General features: G+C 62.9%; 15 protein-coding genes. 8 read left to right on the top strand and 7 right to left on the bottom strand.

The window, feature by feature from the left end:
• The first annotated feature begins 33 nt into the window (after positions 1-33).
• Positions 34-1,632, top strand: coding sequence for an outer membrane beta-barrel protein (locus tag EY713_RS01250; RefSeq protein ID WP_165490988.1), 1,599 nt, complete (start codon positions 34-36; stop codon positions 1,630-1,632).
• Between the two features lie 90 nt (positions 1,633-1,722).
• Here EY713_RS01250 and EY713_RS01255 read toward each other — a convergent pair whose 3' ends face one another.
• From EY713_RS01255 to EY713_RS01265, 3 genes are all read right to left on the bottom strand, one after another.
• Positions 1,723-2,454, bottom strand: coding sequence for a CarD family transcriptional regulator (locus EY713_RS01255; RefSeq protein WP_425374331.1), 732 nt, complete (start codon positions 2,452-2,454; stop codon positions 1,723-1,725).
• Positions 2,455-3,208: 754 nt separating this feature from the next.
• A complete protein-coding gene (locus EY713_RS01260) occupies positions 3,209-3,979 on the bottom strand; it encodes a HugZ family pyridoxamine 5'-phosphate oxidase (RefSeq protein WP_131113197.1) in 771 nt (256 codons plus the stop codon).
• 21 nt (positions 3,980-4,000) lie between these two features.
• The gene (locus EY713_RS01265) at positions 4,001-4,783 is read right to left on the bottom strand and encodes an ABC transporter ATP-binding protein (protein ID WP_131113198.1); all 783 of its coding nucleotides are present in this window, start codon (positions 4,781-4,783) and stop codon (positions 4,001-4,003) included.
• 355 nt (positions 4,784-5,138) lie between these two features.
• On the opposite strand from EY713_RS01265, the gene EY713_RS01270 reads away from it, so the two are divergent.
• The 5 genes from EY713_RS01270 to EY713_RS01290 all read left to right on the top strand — a co-directional run bounded on the left by EY713_RS01270 (position 5,139) and on the right by EY713_RS01290 (position 9,053).
• Entirely contained in the window at positions 5,139-5,837 is a 699-nt protein-coding gene (locus EY713_RS01270) for a response regulator transcription factor (protein WP_131113199.1), read from the top strand.
• 110 nt (positions 5,838-5,947) lie between these two features.
• Positions 5,948-7,786, top strand: coding sequence for a stimulus-sensing domain-containing protein (locus tag EY713_RS01275; protein WP_131113200.1), 1,839 nt, complete (start codon positions 5,948-5,950; stop codon positions 7,784-7,786).
• Positions 7,783-8,253: an HPr kinase/phosphorylase gene (locus EY713_RS01280; RefSeq protein ID WP_165490989.1), complete on the top strand. Its 471-nt coding sequence runs from the start codon at positions 7,783-7,785 to the stop codon at positions 8,251-8,253. The genes EY713_RS01275 and EY713_RS01280 overlap by 4 nt, the downstream gene beginning before the upstream one ends.
• A gap of 111 nt (positions 8,254-8,364) precedes the next feature.
• Positions 8,365-8,766 carry a PTS sugar transporter subunit IIA gene (locus EY713_RS01285; RefSeq protein ID WP_131113202.1) on the top strand — a complete coding sequence of 134 codons (402 nt, stop codon included), beginning with the start codon at positions 8,365-8,367 and terminating at the stop codon, positions 8,764-8,766.
• Complete coding sequence (locus EY713_RS01290; RefSeq protein ID WP_131113203.1) at positions 8,763-9,053, top strand: HPr family phosphocarrier protein; 291 nt, start codon at positions 8,763-8,765, stop codon at positions 9,051-9,053. Before EY713_RS01285 ends, EY713_RS01290 begins: the two co-directional genes overlap by 4 nt.
• A gap of 76 nt (positions 9,054-9,129) precedes the next feature.
• On the opposite strand, the gene EY713_RS01295 is transcribed toward EY713_RS01290, so the two are convergent.
• From EY713_RS01295 to EY713_RS01305, 3 genes are all read right to left on the bottom strand, one after another.
• Positions 9,130-9,594 (bottom strand): Hsp20 family protein, encoded by a 465-nt coding sequence (locus EY713_RS01295; RefSeq protein ID WP_131113204.1) that lies wholly within the window; start codon positions 9,592-9,594, stop codon positions 9,130-9,132.
• A 169-nt stretch (positions 9,595-9,763) separates the two neighbouring features.
• Positions 9,764-10,432 carry a dienelactone hydrolase family protein gene (locus EY713_RS01300; protein WP_131113205.1) on the bottom strand — a complete coding sequence of 223 codons (669 nt, stop codon included), beginning with the start codon at positions 10,430-10,432 and terminating at the stop codon, positions 9,764-9,766.
• Positions 10,433-10,490: 58 nt separating this feature from the next.
• The gene (locus EY713_RS01305) at positions 10,491-11,195 is read right to left on the bottom strand and encodes a glutathione binding-like protein (RefSeq protein ID WP_131113206.1); all 705 of its coding nucleotides are present in this window, start codon (positions 11,193-11,195) and stop codon (positions 10,491-10,493) included.
• Between the two features lie 204 nt (positions 11,196-11,399).
• Between EY713_RS01305 and EY713_RS01310 the strand changes: the two genes are divergently transcribed.
• A complete protein-coding gene (locus EY713_RS01310; RefSeq protein ID WP_131113207.1) occupies positions 11,400-12,566 on the top strand; it encodes a Gfo/Idh/MocA family protein in 1,167 nt (388 codons plus the stop codon).
• A complete protein-coding gene (locus EY713_RS01315; RefSeq protein ID WP_210215300.1) occupies positions 12,566-13,588 on the top strand; it encodes an alpha/beta hydrolase in 1,023 nt (340 codons plus the stop codon). The genes EY713_RS01310 and EY713_RS01315 overlap by 1 nt, the downstream gene beginning before the upstream one ends.
• Here the strand turns inward: EY713_RS01315 and EY713_RS01320 are convergent.
• Positions 13,585-14,271 (bottom strand): YggS family pyridoxal phosphate-dependent enzyme, encoded by a 687-nt coding sequence (locus EY713_RS01320; protein WP_131113208.1) that lies wholly within the window; start codon positions 14,269-14,271, stop codon positions 13,585-13,587. The genes EY713_RS01315 and EY713_RS01320 overlap by 4 nt on opposite strands.
• Between the last annotated feature and the right edge of the window lie 71 nt (positions 14,272-14,342).

A 14,342-nucleotide genomic window follows, 5' to 3' on the forward strand; every position in this document is an offset into this window, starting at 1 on the left:
TCGAGGACCTCTCGCCAGACAGGAACAACTTGGGTGCTCCGCCTGCTTCGCGCAGCGGTGCCGCTGGTGCTTTGCGTCGCTCCGGTCGGGTTTGGGACGCGGCTTGCGCTCGCGCAGGATGCGACGCCTGCTCCCGAGGGAAGCGGCTTCGGCCCGGACACGTTTACAGGATCCGGCCTCCGCGGCAGCGGAGCCTTGACTGATGACGCTGGAACACCGGCGCCGCCTGCCGCGATTGACCCGAATACCGGCCTGACCCCTCCCGATGCGACGGCACCACAACGCCCGGCCCTTCGGTCGACCATCGCGCCCCAGCCATTGAGCACCGCGAAAGCCCGCGTCGGACCACCAAAACTTCCGGCTCTCGCGGCCTACCCGAGCCTGTCGGACAGTGCCAAACTGCGCGCGGCCACACTCGGCGCGTTCGTTCCCCCTGTCGGTCCGACCACCGCAGCCCTTCCGCTCGACGTCCGGCGGCGCCCGAAGCCGGATCCCGCGCCATTCGCCCCGATCGGCTATACGATCGGCACGGTGAGGCTGACACCCTTTATCGAGCAAAGTCTCGGGTTCGACAGTAATCCCGATCAGACCGCCGTTGGCGTGAAATCCTCGGCGTTCAGCCGCACCGAAGGCGGCTTCGACCTCTTGTCCTTGTGGTCGTCGAACGAACTTCGCGCCAATATGCATGGCGCTTACGACGATTTCTTTTCCAATCCTGCGGCGAACCGGCCGGATGCGGCCGGCACGATCGACTACCGCTTTGACGCAACGCGGGATATCGCGCTCGATGCCGAGGGCCGCTTTGCCATCACGACGCAGCGGCCGGGCTCGCCCGAGCTGAACGTCGCCGTGAAAGACCGGCCTCTCGTCTCAAGCTTTGGGACGAGCATCGGCGGCAGCGACACATTCGGGCGCCTTACCTTGGCGCTCCACGGCACATTCGATCGCACCATGTACGAGAATGGCATCCTGCCGGACGGTACCGTGATCCCGCTCGGCGACCAGACGTTCAACGCCTACGGGGTCATCGGTCGCGCCAGCTATGAGCTCACACCAGGGTTCAAGCCTTTCGTCGAAGTCGGTGTCGATACGCGTGTGCATGATCAGCGCATCGACAATTCCGGCTATGCGCGGGATTCCGAGGGGATCCTCGGCCGAGTCGGCTCAACCTTCGAGTTCTCGCGCCTGCTGGTCGGACAATTATCGGCCGGTTACGAAAACCGAAGCTACGACGATCGCCGCTTGCGCGACCTCAAGGGTCCGTTGGTCGATGGGTCGTTGAGCTACTTCGTCACCAATTTGACGAGCCTGACCCTGCTGGCCGCCACCAGCTTCAACGAAACCACCGTGGCTGGATCGCCCGGGTCCGAGTCGCGAAGCGTTTCGCTGCAGGTGTCCCATGCCCTGATGCGAAACCTGATCCTGACCGGGACGCTCACCTACCTGAACACCAATTACATCTCGTCTCCGATCGTCGAAAACACGCTGTCGGAGACCTTCAAGGCGAGTTACAGCCTCAATCGCTCCATCGTGCTCGACGCGACTTACAGCCATCAGCGTCTCAACAGCACGGCCGTTGCGTCGAGCTTCAGCCAGGATGTGTTCATGGTCGGGCTTCGGCTGCAGCACTGAGGCGAGACAATCTCGGCCGATCATTGACATCCTCATGAAAAAGGCCGGCTTGCGCCGGCCCTTTCGGTTTCAGATGCTGCTTGCGACGACTTATGCTGCCTCGTCGACATCCCCGCCGTCGGTCTCGGTCTCGGCATCAGCGTCGCCCTCGGCTTCACTCTCGGCATCGGCCTTGCCGGTGCGACGCGGGCCCTTCTGCAACTGCTCATCGAGCAGCTTCAGAGCTTCGCTGTCGGTCAGCTTTTGCACGGCCGAAATCTCACGGGCCATCCGGTCGAGCGCGGCCTCGTAAAGCTGCCGCTCGGAGTAAGACTGTTCCGGCTGTGCGTCGGAGCGATAAAGATCGCGGACCACTTCGGCGATGCTGACGAGATCGCCGGAATTGATCTTGGCTTCATATTCCTGCGCCCGTCGCGACCACATCGTGCGTTTGACGCGCGCCCGGCCCGTCAACGTGTCGAGCGAACGCTTGACCACATCCGGCTCGCTGAGCTTCCGCATGCCGACGCTGTGGACTTTGGGAACCGGCACCTTCAACTTCATCTTGTCTTTGGCGAAGCTGATGACGAACAGCTCGAGCTTGAAACCGGCGACCTCTTCCTCTTCGATCGCGACGATCTGACCGACACCATGCGCCGGATAGACGATGAATTCCTGCGCCTTGAAGCCATGCGCCTTTCCGGTCGGCTTGATGACCGGCTTGGCGGTCAAATCAGGCTTGAAGGCACCCGGCTTGCCGCCCATCGGTTGCCGGAACGTCGACATCCGATCGCCACCGATCTTATTGGCCGGAGCCCGTACGCTCTCACTCTTGTCCGTCATCGATTTCATCTCCGTCGCCGCATGCGTTCGCCTCGGCGATGCCATCACGCGGCGTAGCTGTTGTTCATCATTCAGGGCCGACTCTCGTCAGCGCCCCAGTTGCTCGATCCGTCCCGTCATCCCCACGTCCGGCATTCCCCCTGCCCCGCTCACCCCACATTCGATGTCGCTCGTCACCGTCTGGCGGACGACCCCTCGCCGCTGAACCTCATCGACCCCTGGAGCCCGCCGACGCGATGTCGAACAGGAGCCACGTCATTGCTCGGAAGGTCTTGCTTTCAGACTCAACATGCCGCATCTGCCGTGTGGACTGAGGAAGCGGACGCGAATCGCCTGGAGTGGCATCGAGCGTCTTCAGATCGTCGAACGAGCCTGCTTGACGCATCGTCGCGTCATGACGGCACCGTAACCGCTCCCAAGCAGATTGAGCTTGGTTGACATATGCGGTTGAACCACCTGAAACTGAACTCAAGAGCTTATGACCGAAGCGGGCGGGAAAAAGCCCGCAAAACTAGTTTTAAGTTCCTGTTGCTACCACAACACAGCCCGAAAATCAAAGGTTTTGCTGATCTCGATTCGGTTTCTCCATGTCGAGCGAGCTTTCGGTCCTGTGCGACAGCGCGCATTGCTTGCAAACTCACCCGGCATCACGGTCGGGCCATCGCATGACAGCCCTTGGGTCATGCTGCAGCAGAGGTCCGAGAAGAGGATGAAGCGGTTCGCTCGATTTTGAGCGATGCCCACCAACCGGGCGCTAGAGGCGCCGCCGCGCCGCCTCGGCCAGGTCGCGTAGAACGGCCCGAAGCGCGCCGGGATCGGTCACGCGATTGGGAAACACAACCCGCGCCGACATGTCGCCACAGATGAGATCGATCCCCTCCGGATCGATCCCGCTCGCTCGCCACGCGCCATCTTTGCCGCGCGCCAAGGCGGTGGCGTAAAGACGGAGCGCCTCGGTGTGGTCGCGGTTCATGTGATCGACCGCATCGGCTTCGGCCGCGAGCAAAGGTGCGCAACCTGCAAGATCGGTCAGCACCTCGGCCCCCGTGAACCGCGCCGCCCGGGCGAAGCCGCCGTTCAGATGCACGGCCGCGAGATCGAGCGTCCAGAAACCGAAATCCGGAAAGTCGACATAGAGCGCGGCCTTTGGGTTTCTGGCGAGAAAGCGTGCGCGAGCCTGTGCACGCTCACCCTCCGGCTCGAGCCGTCGCGCGCGGCCGACGATGCTGATCCGCGGATGCGCCAGCGGATCTCCCTTGCGGGTTTGGGTCAAGAGCAGTGAGCAGCGCGGATCAGTGTCGAGATGCCCGGTATGGGCCGCCAGCCGCGAGAGAAGCAGGAGTGGCGCGCCATCGGCCGCGGTCGCGACCGTGACGAGGCTCACAAACGGCTGATGATCGGCGTCCTGCGTCGCCAGAGCACCGGCCCGGACGTCCCGAAGCAGGCGCTTGGCTTCCCCCAGCGCATCATAAGCAGCGGCCGGCGGGGATGGATTGGGCTCAGTCGCCGGTTGGTTGTCGGGCATGGACAATCGATCCGGTTCCCATCAGTGGCGTTGCGTGCCGGAGATGAATTGCGTGAACCGGGGCGACGCACCGCCGCCGAAGAGCGCTGCGGGAGCACCATCGTCGCAGACATGGCCATGATCGAAGAACACCACGCGATTGGACACATCGCGGGCGAACCCCATCTCATGCGTCACCACCAACATCGTGCGCCCTTCGTCCGCGAGGGCGCGCATCACCCGCAGCACCTCGCCGACGAGTTCGGGATCGAGGGCGGATGTGGGCTCATCGAACAGCATCACGTCCGGTCGCATCGCCAGGGCGCGCGCGATAGCGGCGCGTTGCTGCTGCCCCCCCGACAGGTGCGCTGGATAGAAATGCCGTTTGTCGGCGATGCCGACCTTGGCCAGAAGCGCCTCCGCCTCTTCGATACATTCGGCCTTCGGCCGCTTGAGAACGTGCAACGGTGCCTCGATGACGTTCTGCAGAATGGTCATATGCGACCAGAGATTGAATCCCTGGAACACCATGCCGAGGCGGGTTCGGATGCGATCGACCTGACGGCGATCCTTCGGTTCGCTGGTGCCGCCGCTCCGTTTCCGCATCACGATGGTCTCGCCCGCGACCGTCACGGCGCCGGCATCCGGCGTCTCGAGCAAATTGATGCAGCGGAGGAATGTGCTCTTGCCCGACCCGCTCGCCCCGAGAATCGAGATGACGTCCCCCTTATGGGCGTCGAGCGAAATCCCTTTCAAAACTTCGAGCGCCCCAAAGCTCTTGCGAAGGTCTTTGACCGACAGCGCGATCGGGCTGGTGCTGTTCATAGGGGCTCCGAACGAAGTCGCGGTTCAACGAGGCGGCGAAGAAGCAATGCGCCGCGTAGCGGCGACATGAGACTGTCATTTATTATGCAAGCCGCTTGCCCGTAGCCGCCGACGATTCGCCCATAAAGCTGCAATTCGGACGCGCCGCCAAGCGCAGACATGGACCAATACGCGAATTTCCAGGTAGAATCCGGAGATTAACGTTTTGTAAGCATATCCAAGCGGTAGATCGTGTAGGATGCGATTTCGAAAGGCTGTCACATTTCAGCCTCACTCGAGATTGAGTCTTCGCGGCTCGTTCGACGCCGCACCCTCCCGGGCGATGTGGCTCGACGGCTTGTGAGAAGGAAAGTTCATGCCCGCCATTGCCCTCGTGGACGATGACCGCAATATTCTGACGTCCGTGTCGCTCTCCCTCGAGGCGGAAGGCTACCGCGTTCAAACCTACACGGATGGTGCGGCGGCGCTGGACGGTCTCAAGGCAAGCCCACCCGATCTCGCCATCTTCGACATCAAGATGCCCCGCATGGATGGCATGGAGTTGTTGCGTCGGCTGCGGCAGAAGTCCGATTTGCCGGTCATCTTTCTCACCTCGAAGGACGACGAGATCGACGAACTCTTCGGTCTCAAGATGGGCGCGGACGACTTCATTCGGAAGCCCTTTTCGCAGCGCCTGCTGGTGGAGCGCGTCAAGGCGATCCTCCGCCGCGCCAATCCAAAGGAAGCTGCGGCCCAGAAGGAATCCGAAGCCAAGCAACTCGAGCGCGGCGCCCTGAAAATGGACCCTGAGCGGCATACCTGCACCTGGAATAACGATCCGGTTACCCTCACCGTGACCGAGTTCTTGATCCTGCAGGCGCTCGCAACCCGTCCTGGCGTTGTCAAGAGCCGCAACGCCTTGATGGATGCGGCCTATGATGATCAGGTCTATGTCGATGATCGGACGATCGACAGTCACATCAAGCGCCTTCGCAAGAAGTTCAAGCTGGTCGACGATGACTTCGAGATGATCGAAACGCTGTATGGCGTCGGCTATCGCTTCAAGGAAGGCTGAATTTGCGCTTTTTGGGCGGTCACCTGCCGGGTTCGCTTCGGACGGTTCTGCTCGATCGGCATGGGGGAGATGGCGCGGGGTCTGCGACCGGCGGTCGCGACCGGCGGAAGATGAGACGAAGCGTCAGCCTCCGGATGCGGCGCTTCGTCAGAAGCGTCACCACACGCCTCTCGTCGTCGCTGACGCGCCGCATCGTGGTCTTGAACCTCGGCGGCCTTCTAGCGCTGTTGCTCCTGTTTTTATATCTCAATCAGTTCCGCGAAGGGCTGATCGACGCGCGGGTGCAGAGCCTGCAGACGCAGGGCGAGATCATCGCGGCTGCGATCGCGGCGTCCGCAACAGTCGAGACCGATGCGATCACGGTCGATCCGGAGAAGCTGCTGCAGCTCGCACCCGGTCAAAGCACCGGCGCCCCGGACGAAGACGCTTCGTCGCTGCAATTTTCCATTAACCCGGAAAAGATCGGCCCGGTGCTGCGTCGGCTTGTCTCCCCGACGCGGACCCGCGCCCGTGTGTTCGACAGCGAGGGCGAGTTGCTGCTCGACTCTCGATCCCTGTCCTTGCATGGCAACATCCTGCGATCCGATCTGCCGCCCCCCGATCCAAATGAAGCAACGCTGATCGAGCGCACCTGGAGCGAGGTCAAGCGCCGCTTCGGCCATACCGACGTCTCCCTGTTCGACGATGGCCGCAACGCCAAAGGCGTCGGCTTTCCAGAAGTCGCCCGCGCCCTCAAGGGGGCGACGCAATATGTCGTGCGGGTCAATAAGAAGGGCGAGACCATCGTCTCGGTCGCGGTGCCGATCGAACGCTTCAAAAACATCCGCGGCGCGCTGCTGCTGTCGACCCAGGGCGGCGATATCGACGCCATCATCGCGTCCGAACGATGGGCGTTCTTCCGCGTCTTTCTGCTGGCGGCCGGCGTGACCTTTCTGCTGTCGCTCCTGCTCGCCAATACGATCGCGGGTCCCATGCGCCGTCTCGCCGACGCCGCCGATCGGGTGCGCCGCGGCATCAATTCTCGCGAGGAAATCCCCGATTTCACGTCCCGCTCCGACGAGATCGGCCACCTCTCGGGGGCGCTCCGCGACATGACGGGCGCACTCTACCTTCGCATGGAGGCCATCGAGAGCTTTGCGGCCGACGTCGCCCATGAGCTGAAAAACCCGCTCACGTCGCTCCGAAGCGCCGTCGAAACCTTGCCGCGCATCAAATCCGAAGAATCGCGTGAACGTCTCATGTCGGTCATCCAGCACGACATCAGGCGTCTCGACCGTTTGATCAGCGACATCTCCGACGCGTCGCGTCTCGACGCAGAACTGGCGCGGGGCGCCACCGCCCAGGTCGATGTCAAACGCCTGCTGACGGCCGTCGTTGAAGTCGCAAATGGCGTGTCCCGCGATGACGGCGTGACGATTGCGCTCACGGTCGAGCCGAAGGCGACGGGCGAGCAGGATGACGACGCTTTCAAGGTCGAGGGCCATGATTCGCGCCTGGGCCAAGTCATGAACAACCTGATCGACAATGCCCGCTCGTTCTCGCCTGAGGGCGGTGTCGTCAACGTTCTGCTTCGCTCATGTTGTCTCGACGACGGTGACGAGGGAATAGCAGGCGTCGAAATCGTCGTAGAAGACGCCGGGCCGGGCATTCCGGCGGATGCGTTTGAGCGCATCTTCGAGCGCTTCTATACCGATCGCCCCGAACATGGTTTTGGGCAAAATTCCGGTCTGGGCCTCTCGATCTCACGTCAGATCATCGATGCACACGGAGGCCGCATCTTTGCGCGCAATCGGGAACCGCAGCACGACCTAGCCACGATGGGTGTCGACGATCATCCGGAGTGGAGCGACGAGTTCAAACGCGACATCGACGAGCCGGAGCAGAGCACGACAATCCCGAGGACCGCCGGTGCTCGCTTCATCGTCTGGCTGCCGCAGAGAGCCATTTGACCGACGACGCGACCCTCACATTCGTTCATGCGACGGCACTCGTGGTCGGCGAACAGGGCATTCTGATCCAAGGCCGCTCAGGAGCCGGCAAGTCCAGCTTGGCGCTGGCGCTGTTGGCGGAGGCATCGCACCATCATCGCTTCGCCCGCCTTGTCGGCGATGATCGCATCGGGCTAAGCCAGCAGAATAATCGCCTCATCGCACGACCTCACCGATCGATCGCCGGATCGATCGAATGGCGCGGGCTCGGCATCTGCGCAATCCTGCACGAGCCTGCCTGCGTGGTCAGTCTCGCGATCGAGCTCGACACCGAGGGTTTGATGCAGGCCGACCGCATTCCCGAGGCAACGCCGACGCTTTGCTTACTCGGCGTAAAGGTTCCACTGCTGACACTTCGCGCGACAGCCGGTTCACATGAAAACAGCTCTATAACGTTTCGTTATTTGGACCTGTGGCCTTCGCGCTGACAACGGAACAGTTCTAATATGCTTGCCAATTTCGCCGCAATGCACAAGATAGCGCCGGATAATCGGCGCGGGCGAGCATCTGGCATATTCGAGAATGATTGGTAACGCGCAATGATCGGGATGGTCCTGGTGACCCACGGCCGCCTCGCGACCGAGTTTCGGGCCGCACTTGAGCATGTGGTCGGCCCGCAACGATGTATCGCGACGATTACGATTGGACCGGACGACGATATGGAAGCGCGTCGGCAAGACATCGTCGATGCGGTCGCTGAAGTCGATCAAGGCAGCGGCGTGGTTCTGTTGACCGATATGTTCGGAGGAACCCCGTCGAATCTTGCCATTTCGGTGATGTCAGGCAACCACGTCGAGGTCGTCGCCGGCATCAACCTGCCGATGCTCATTAAACTGGCGTCCGTTCGGGACGTCGTCAATCTCGAGCAAGCGGTCATCCAAGCGCAGGATGCCGGGCGCAAATATATCAATGTGGCCAGCCGGGTGTTGAACGGCAAATGAGCCAGACCAGCGACGACGCGGTGTCACGCGAGCTCCCCATCATCAACCGGAAAGGGCTTCATGCGCGCGCGACGGCGAAATTCGTCCATTGCGTCGAGGCCTATGATGCCGAAGTCCGTGTCACCCGCGGGACCGACACTGTCGGCGGCCTGTCGATCATGGGCATCTTGACGCTCGGCGCCGCCCAGGGAACCAGCATCCTCGTCAGCGCCACGGGGCCCGATGCGGCTCGCGTCCTTCAGGCTCTCGCTGATTTATTGGCCAATCGCTTCGGCGAAGACGAATAAAACCTGTCGTTCGCAACATTGCAGCAAACAAAAAGGGCGCCCCTTTCGGGACGCCCTCGACACCGGTCTGACCGGGTCAGGCAGCTTTCGCCGCGACAATGCGCGGCCCGCTCGATCCGATGGCGATCTGACGCGGCTTCTGCGCCTCCGGGATCTCGCGGACGAGATCGACGTGCAGGAGACCGTGCTCGAGGATCGCGCCCGTCACCTGAACGTGGTCGGCAAGCTGGAAGCGTCGCTCGAACGCCCGTGCCGCAATGCCCTGGTACAGCACCTCGACCTTGACGGCATCGCCTTCGACGGGGGCCTTGGACCCGCGAATCAAAAGCGTGTTCTCACGCGTCTCGATCGTCAGGTCGTTTTCGGAAAAGCCGGCAACCGCGACCGAGATGCGATACGCGTTTTCGCCGGTCCGCTCGATATTGTAGGGGGGGTAGGATGGCGCCGCGCCTTCGACACCCGACATCTGATCGATAAGGGAAAACAACCGGTCGAAACCGACGGTCGAGCGGTACAGCGGTGCAAGATCATATTGACGCATGACATATCCTCCGAAAAGCGACATGTGCCCCGGGGCTTCGTGCTCCGAAGCAATCAGGTAAGCGCGTCCATTACGGCCCGCGCAAACCAGATTTAGGTGTGTCGATCCGGTGGTTCAAGAGGGTCGGATTGCACAAATTTCGCAAGCCGACCCTCACGTCAAACGTGGATCAGCCGACGTTTTCGCGCAGGAACGGCAAGGTGCGGCTCAGCGCGAGATCGGCACTGGCCTTATCGTAGCTGCCACGTTCATCGCAGTTGAAGCCATGCCCGGCCGGGTAGGTGAACACCGGTACGGAGGGCTCGGCGGCTTTGATTTTCTCGATGTCGCTCATCGGGATATGATCGTCGTGCTCGCCGAAATGCAGCATCAACGGCACGGTCGGCTTCTCATCCAGCATGTTGACGATCCCGCCGCCGTAATAGCCGACGGCCGCATAAACGCCCGGCAGGTCGCAGGCCGCCGCATAGGCCAGGGTCCCGCCCCAGCAATAGCCGATGACACCGACCCGGCCGGCTTCACTGGCCGCCGCGACCGCAGCCGCAATGTCCTTCATGGTATCCGCATGCTTGGTCTGCTTGTTGAGCGCGATGCCCTCCTGCATCCCATCCTGATCGTAGTTCAACTGCACGCCGGGCTTGGCACGATCGAAGATCGCCGGGGCCACGACGAGATAACCCTCAGCGGCAAAACGGTCCGCGACCGAGCGGATGTGATGATTGACGCCGAAAATCTCCTGCAGCACCACGAGGCCGCCCCGCGGCGTGGTGGTCGGCACGGCCTTATAGGCATCGAGCACAAAGCCATCGGAGGCCGTCAGCTTGATATCCTGTCCCATGATCATCTCCATTGGTCGGTCGCGCAGGAATTGCGCGAATCTAGGTCCTGCCCCGGCTTCAGGCTTTCGTGCCGAGCGAGGCTGCGGTTTGGCCGAACAGAATTTTCTTCTGCTCGTCGGTCATCTCGGCCGGGCGGTTCACAGCATCGCCTTTGGCATAGGCCGCCACCGTGGCCGGCTTGGCCTTGATGGTCTCGTGCCAGCGCTTCACGTTCGGGAAATCATCCAGCTGTTGACCCTGCCGCTGCCAGTTGACGGTCCAGGGATAAGCCGCCATGTCGGCGATCGAATAATCCCCCGCGACGTAATCGGCGGCCGCCAGCTGTCGGTCGAGCACCCCATAAAGGCGGTTCGTCTCGTTCACATAACGATCGATGGCATAAGGGATCTTCTCGGGCGCGTAAGCCGAAAAGTGATGATTTTGCCCCGCCATGGGTCCAAGTCCGCCCATCTGCCAGAACAGCCATTCGAGGACTTGCGTTCGGCCACGGAGATCCTTCGGCAAAAATTGCCCCGTCTTCTCGGCCAGATACACGAGAATTGCACCGGATTCGAACACGGAGATCGGCTCGCCGCCGCCGTCCGGCGCGTGATCGACGATCGCGGGCATGCGATTGTTCGGCGCGATCGTTAGAAAGTCCGGCTTGAACTGCTCGCCGGTTCCGATGTTGATGGTTTTCAGCGTGTAGGGGAGACCCGTCTCCTCCAAAAACATCGTGATCTTATGTCCGTTCGGGGTCGGCCAATAGAAAAGATCGATCATTCGGGGACCTCGCGCGGTGTCGATAGCCGGATCTGAAGCGTGCCTTTAGCACCGGATGGCGACGGCTTGAAGCCCGCGCTTGCGCGCCGAGGCGCGGCTGATCGCCCGACAGGCAGCGCGCCGTTGCCGAGGTGACCGATGGCGCGGAATCTCATAATCGTGGCACAACACCGCCGCGACGGTGACCCGATGGGAGGACCAGCCATGATCGACGGACGCAGTGAGACTTCAGGCCGACGCATTCGCCTCGGGATGGTGGGGGGCGGCGAAGGCGCCTTCATTGGCGCAGTCCATCGGATCGCCTCCCGCCTCGACGATCGCTTCGAGGTCGTGGCTGGCGCGCTGTCGTCCACGCCCGAGAAGGCCATGCGCTCCGCCGCAGCGCTCGGGCTCGCACCCGACCGGAGCTATGGCGATTTCGCCACCATGGCGCGGGATGAGGCCGCTCGCCCCGATGGCATCGAGGCGGTCGCGATCGTGACGCCCAATCATATGCATGCACCGGCGGCACGCGCCTTTCTCGAAGCCGGGATCCATGTCATCTGCGACAAGCCCATGACGACGACGCTGGCTGAGGCGCTCGACCTCAAGGCTTTGGCCGAGCGGTCCGGCCGCGTGTTCGTTCTCACGCATAACTACACCGGCTATCCGCTGGTCCGACAAGCCCGCGCCATGGTCCGCGACGGCGAACTCGGCGACATCCGCATCGTTCAGGTCGAATATCCGCAGGATTGGCTGGCTGAGAAGATCGAGGACAGCGGCCACAAACAGGCCGAATGGCGGTCCGATCCGGCGCGGTCGGGCGCGGGAGGCTGCATCGGCGACATCGGGACCCACGCGTACAATCTGGCCGACTTCATCACCGGCATTCCGGTCACATCGCTCTTGGCCGACTTGACCACCTTCGTGCCGGGACGCCGGCTCGACGACAATGCCCAGATCCTGCTCCGCTATGCAAATGGCGCGCGGGGCATGCTGTGGGCCAGCCAGGTTGCGCCGGGCCATGAGAATGGCCTGAAGGTGCGGGTCTACGGTAGCAAGGGCAGTCTCGAATGGGTCCAGGCCGAACCCAACCGGATGTTATGGTCGCCGCTGAACCAACCCCAGCAGATCCTGACGCGCGGAGGCCCGGGCACCGGCCCGGATGCCGCACGGGCGACGCGCATCCCACCCGGTCATCCCGAGGGCTACCTCGAAGCCTTCGCCACGATCTACTCGGAAGCCGCCGAGGCCATTCTGGCGGCGCGCGACGGCCATACGGCCGGACATGACGTCATCTATCCAACGCTTGACGATGGGGTGAAGGGACTGGCTTTCATCGAGGCCGCCCTGCGGTCGTCGCAGTCCGGGGCGACCTGGGTCGAACTTTGATGTCCTGGCTTCGGCGGGCCGTCATCGCCGGAGTCCTCGTTACGGCCGCGGCGCTGCCGGCGCGGCTCGATGCGCGTGAGCGGGCAGCGCCGGAACTCGCGCCGGAGCAGATGCGAATCGCCGGGGGGCTCCTGCCTCTCGCGATATCGGCGGATTGGTCGCGGCCGCTTCCAGCGATCACGCGCGCCGTCATCATCGTGCATGGCAAGAACCGCGATGCAGTTCCGTACTTCCAGTCACTCCAAGCTGCGGCGCAAGATGCAGCGGCAACAGCCGACACCTTGCTGATCGCGCCGCAATTTCTACGCGGCCATGATGAGCGTCAGATCGATCTGCCGCCCGGCACCCTTACGTGGCGCGGCAACGATTGGATGGACGATGCGCCGGACGAGACAGCCGGTGTCGCGAGTTTCGTGGCGCTCGACGCTATCCTGGCGCGGCTGGCGGATCGCGTACTGTTTCCACATCTCACCCGCATCGTCGTCGCGGGTCATTCGGGTGGCGCCCAGATGGTGCAGCGCTTCGCCATCGTCACGACCAGCCCGGAGACCCTGTCCAAGGCCGGGGTGGCAGTGCGGTTCGTCGTGGCCGATCCGTCATCCTACGCTTATTTCGACGAGGCGCGGCCCGTGACGACCGGCGGTTTCGCAGCCGCGGACACGGCCATGTGTCCAGCCGTAAACCGTTGGAAATATGGCATGGCGGACAGGCCGCCCGCGATCGCATCGCTCGACGTGCCGGCGCTCGAGCGCCGCTATATCCAGCATGATGTGACGATGCTGCTCGGGGGTGCCGACGACGATCCGGATCAGGCGGCACTCGACACGAGCTGCGCGGCCGAAGCGCAAGGCCCCGACCGCCTTGCGCGGGGGCGTCATTTCGCGGCGTATCTCGAAGCGCGACATCCAGGCCTGACCATCCCGGTGCTGATCGCACCCGGCGTCGGGCATGAGGGCGGCGCGCTGCTTCGTTCGTCCTGCGGGCTGAAGGCTCTGTTCAGTGTCGGACGCTGCCCGGACTAGATGTCCGGCTTGGGCCGGACCCCGAAGATCGCGCTGCCAACCCGCACATGCGTCGCGCCGAGTTGGATGCCAAGCTCGAAATCGTGGCTCATGCCCATCGACAGGTCGGATACGCCGTTGCGCTTGGCGATCTGAGCCAGCAACCCAAAATGCGGCGATGCCTGCTCGTCGGCGGGCGGAATACACATCAGACCCGACACGGTCAGGCCATAGCTTTGCCGACACATGGCGATGAACGCATCGGCGTCTTGCGGCAGTACCCCGGCTTTTTGCGGCTCGGCTCCGGTATTGACCTGCACGAGCAAGCGCGGGGTCTTTCCGAGGCGCGCGATCTCCGCCGCTAGCGCTTCGGCGATCTTCGGACGATCCACCGTTTCGATGACATCGAAGATCTCGACCGCCTCGCGCGCCTTGTTGGATTGCAGGGGACCAATCAGATGCAGCACGAGGTCGGGCGTCTGCTCCCGCAGCGCCGGCCATTTGGTCTTGGCCTCCTGCACCCGATTTTCGCCGAACACGCGTTGCCCGGCCCCGATCAGCGGCAGCATGTCGTCCGCCCCAAAGGTCTTGGAGACGGCCACCAAAGTCACGGTCGACGGATCACGGTCCGCGTCGCGCGCGGCCTGCACGATGCGGTGCTGGATGCCGTGAAGCCGGTCGAGGCTTGTTTCCGCAATCGACATGAGAGGCCGTCCTGATCCGTGACACGAGCCGAGACCTCAACCGGCATTTGGCTGGGGCGTCAAGGTCTGGC

Source organism: Lichenihabitans psoromatis (assembly GCF_004323635.1).
Taxonomy (GTDB): domain Bacteria; phylum Pseudomonadota; class Alphaproteobacteria; order Rhizobiales; family Beijerinckiaceae; genus Lichenihabitans; species Lichenihabitans psoromatis.

Coding starts and splice junctions, on each gene's coding strand:
- EY713_RS01255 (WP_425374331.1), bottom strand. CDS start 2,454: ATGACGGACAAGAGTGAGAGCGTACGGGCTCCGGCCAATAAGATCGGT.
- EY713_RS01260 (WP_131113197.1), bottom strand. CDS start 3,979: ATGCCCGACAACCAACCGGCGACTGAGCCCAATCCATCCCCGCCGGCC.
- EY713_RS01265 (WP_131113198.1), bottom strand. CDS start 4,783: ATGAACAGCACCAGCCCGATCGCGCTGTCGGTCAAAGACCTTCGCAAG.
- EY713_RS01270 (WP_131113199.1), top strand. CDS start 5,139: ATGCCCGCCATTGCCCTCGTGGACGATGACCGCAATATTCTGACGTCC.
- EY713_RS01275 (WP_131113200.1), top strand. CDS start 5,948: ATGAGACGAAGCGTCAGCCTCCGGATGCGGCGCTTCGTCAGAAGCGTC.
- EY713_RS01285 (WP_131113202.1), top strand. CDS start 8,365: ATGATCGGGATGGTCCTGGTGACCCACGGCCGCCTCGCGACCGAGTTT.
- EY713_RS01290 (WP_131113203.1), top strand. CDS start 8,763: ATGAGCCAGACCAGCGACGACGCGGTGTCACGCGAGCTCCCCATCATC.
- EY713_RS01295 (WP_131113204.1), bottom strand. CDS start 9,594: ATGCGTCAATATGATCTTGCACCGCTGTACCGCTCGACCGTCGGTTTC.
- EY713_RS01300 (WP_131113205.1), bottom strand. CDS start 10,432: ATGGGACAGGATATCAAGCTGACGGCCTCCGATGGCTTTGTGCTCGAT.
- EY713_RS01305 (WP_131113206.1), bottom strand. CDS start 11,195: ATGATCGATCTTTTCTATTGGCCGACCCCGAACGGACATAAGATCACG.
- EY713_RS01310 (WP_131113207.1), top strand. CDS start 11,400: ATGATCGACGGACGCAGTGAGACTTCAGGCCGACGCATTCGCCTCGGG.
- EY713_RS01315 (WP_210215300.1), top strand. CDS start 12,566: ATGTCCTGGCTTCGGCGGGCCGTCATCGCCGGAGTCCTCGTTACGGCC.
- EY713_RS01320 (WP_131113208.1), bottom strand. CDS start 14,271: ATGTCGATTGCGGAAACAAGCCTCGACCGGCTTCACGGCATCCAGCAC.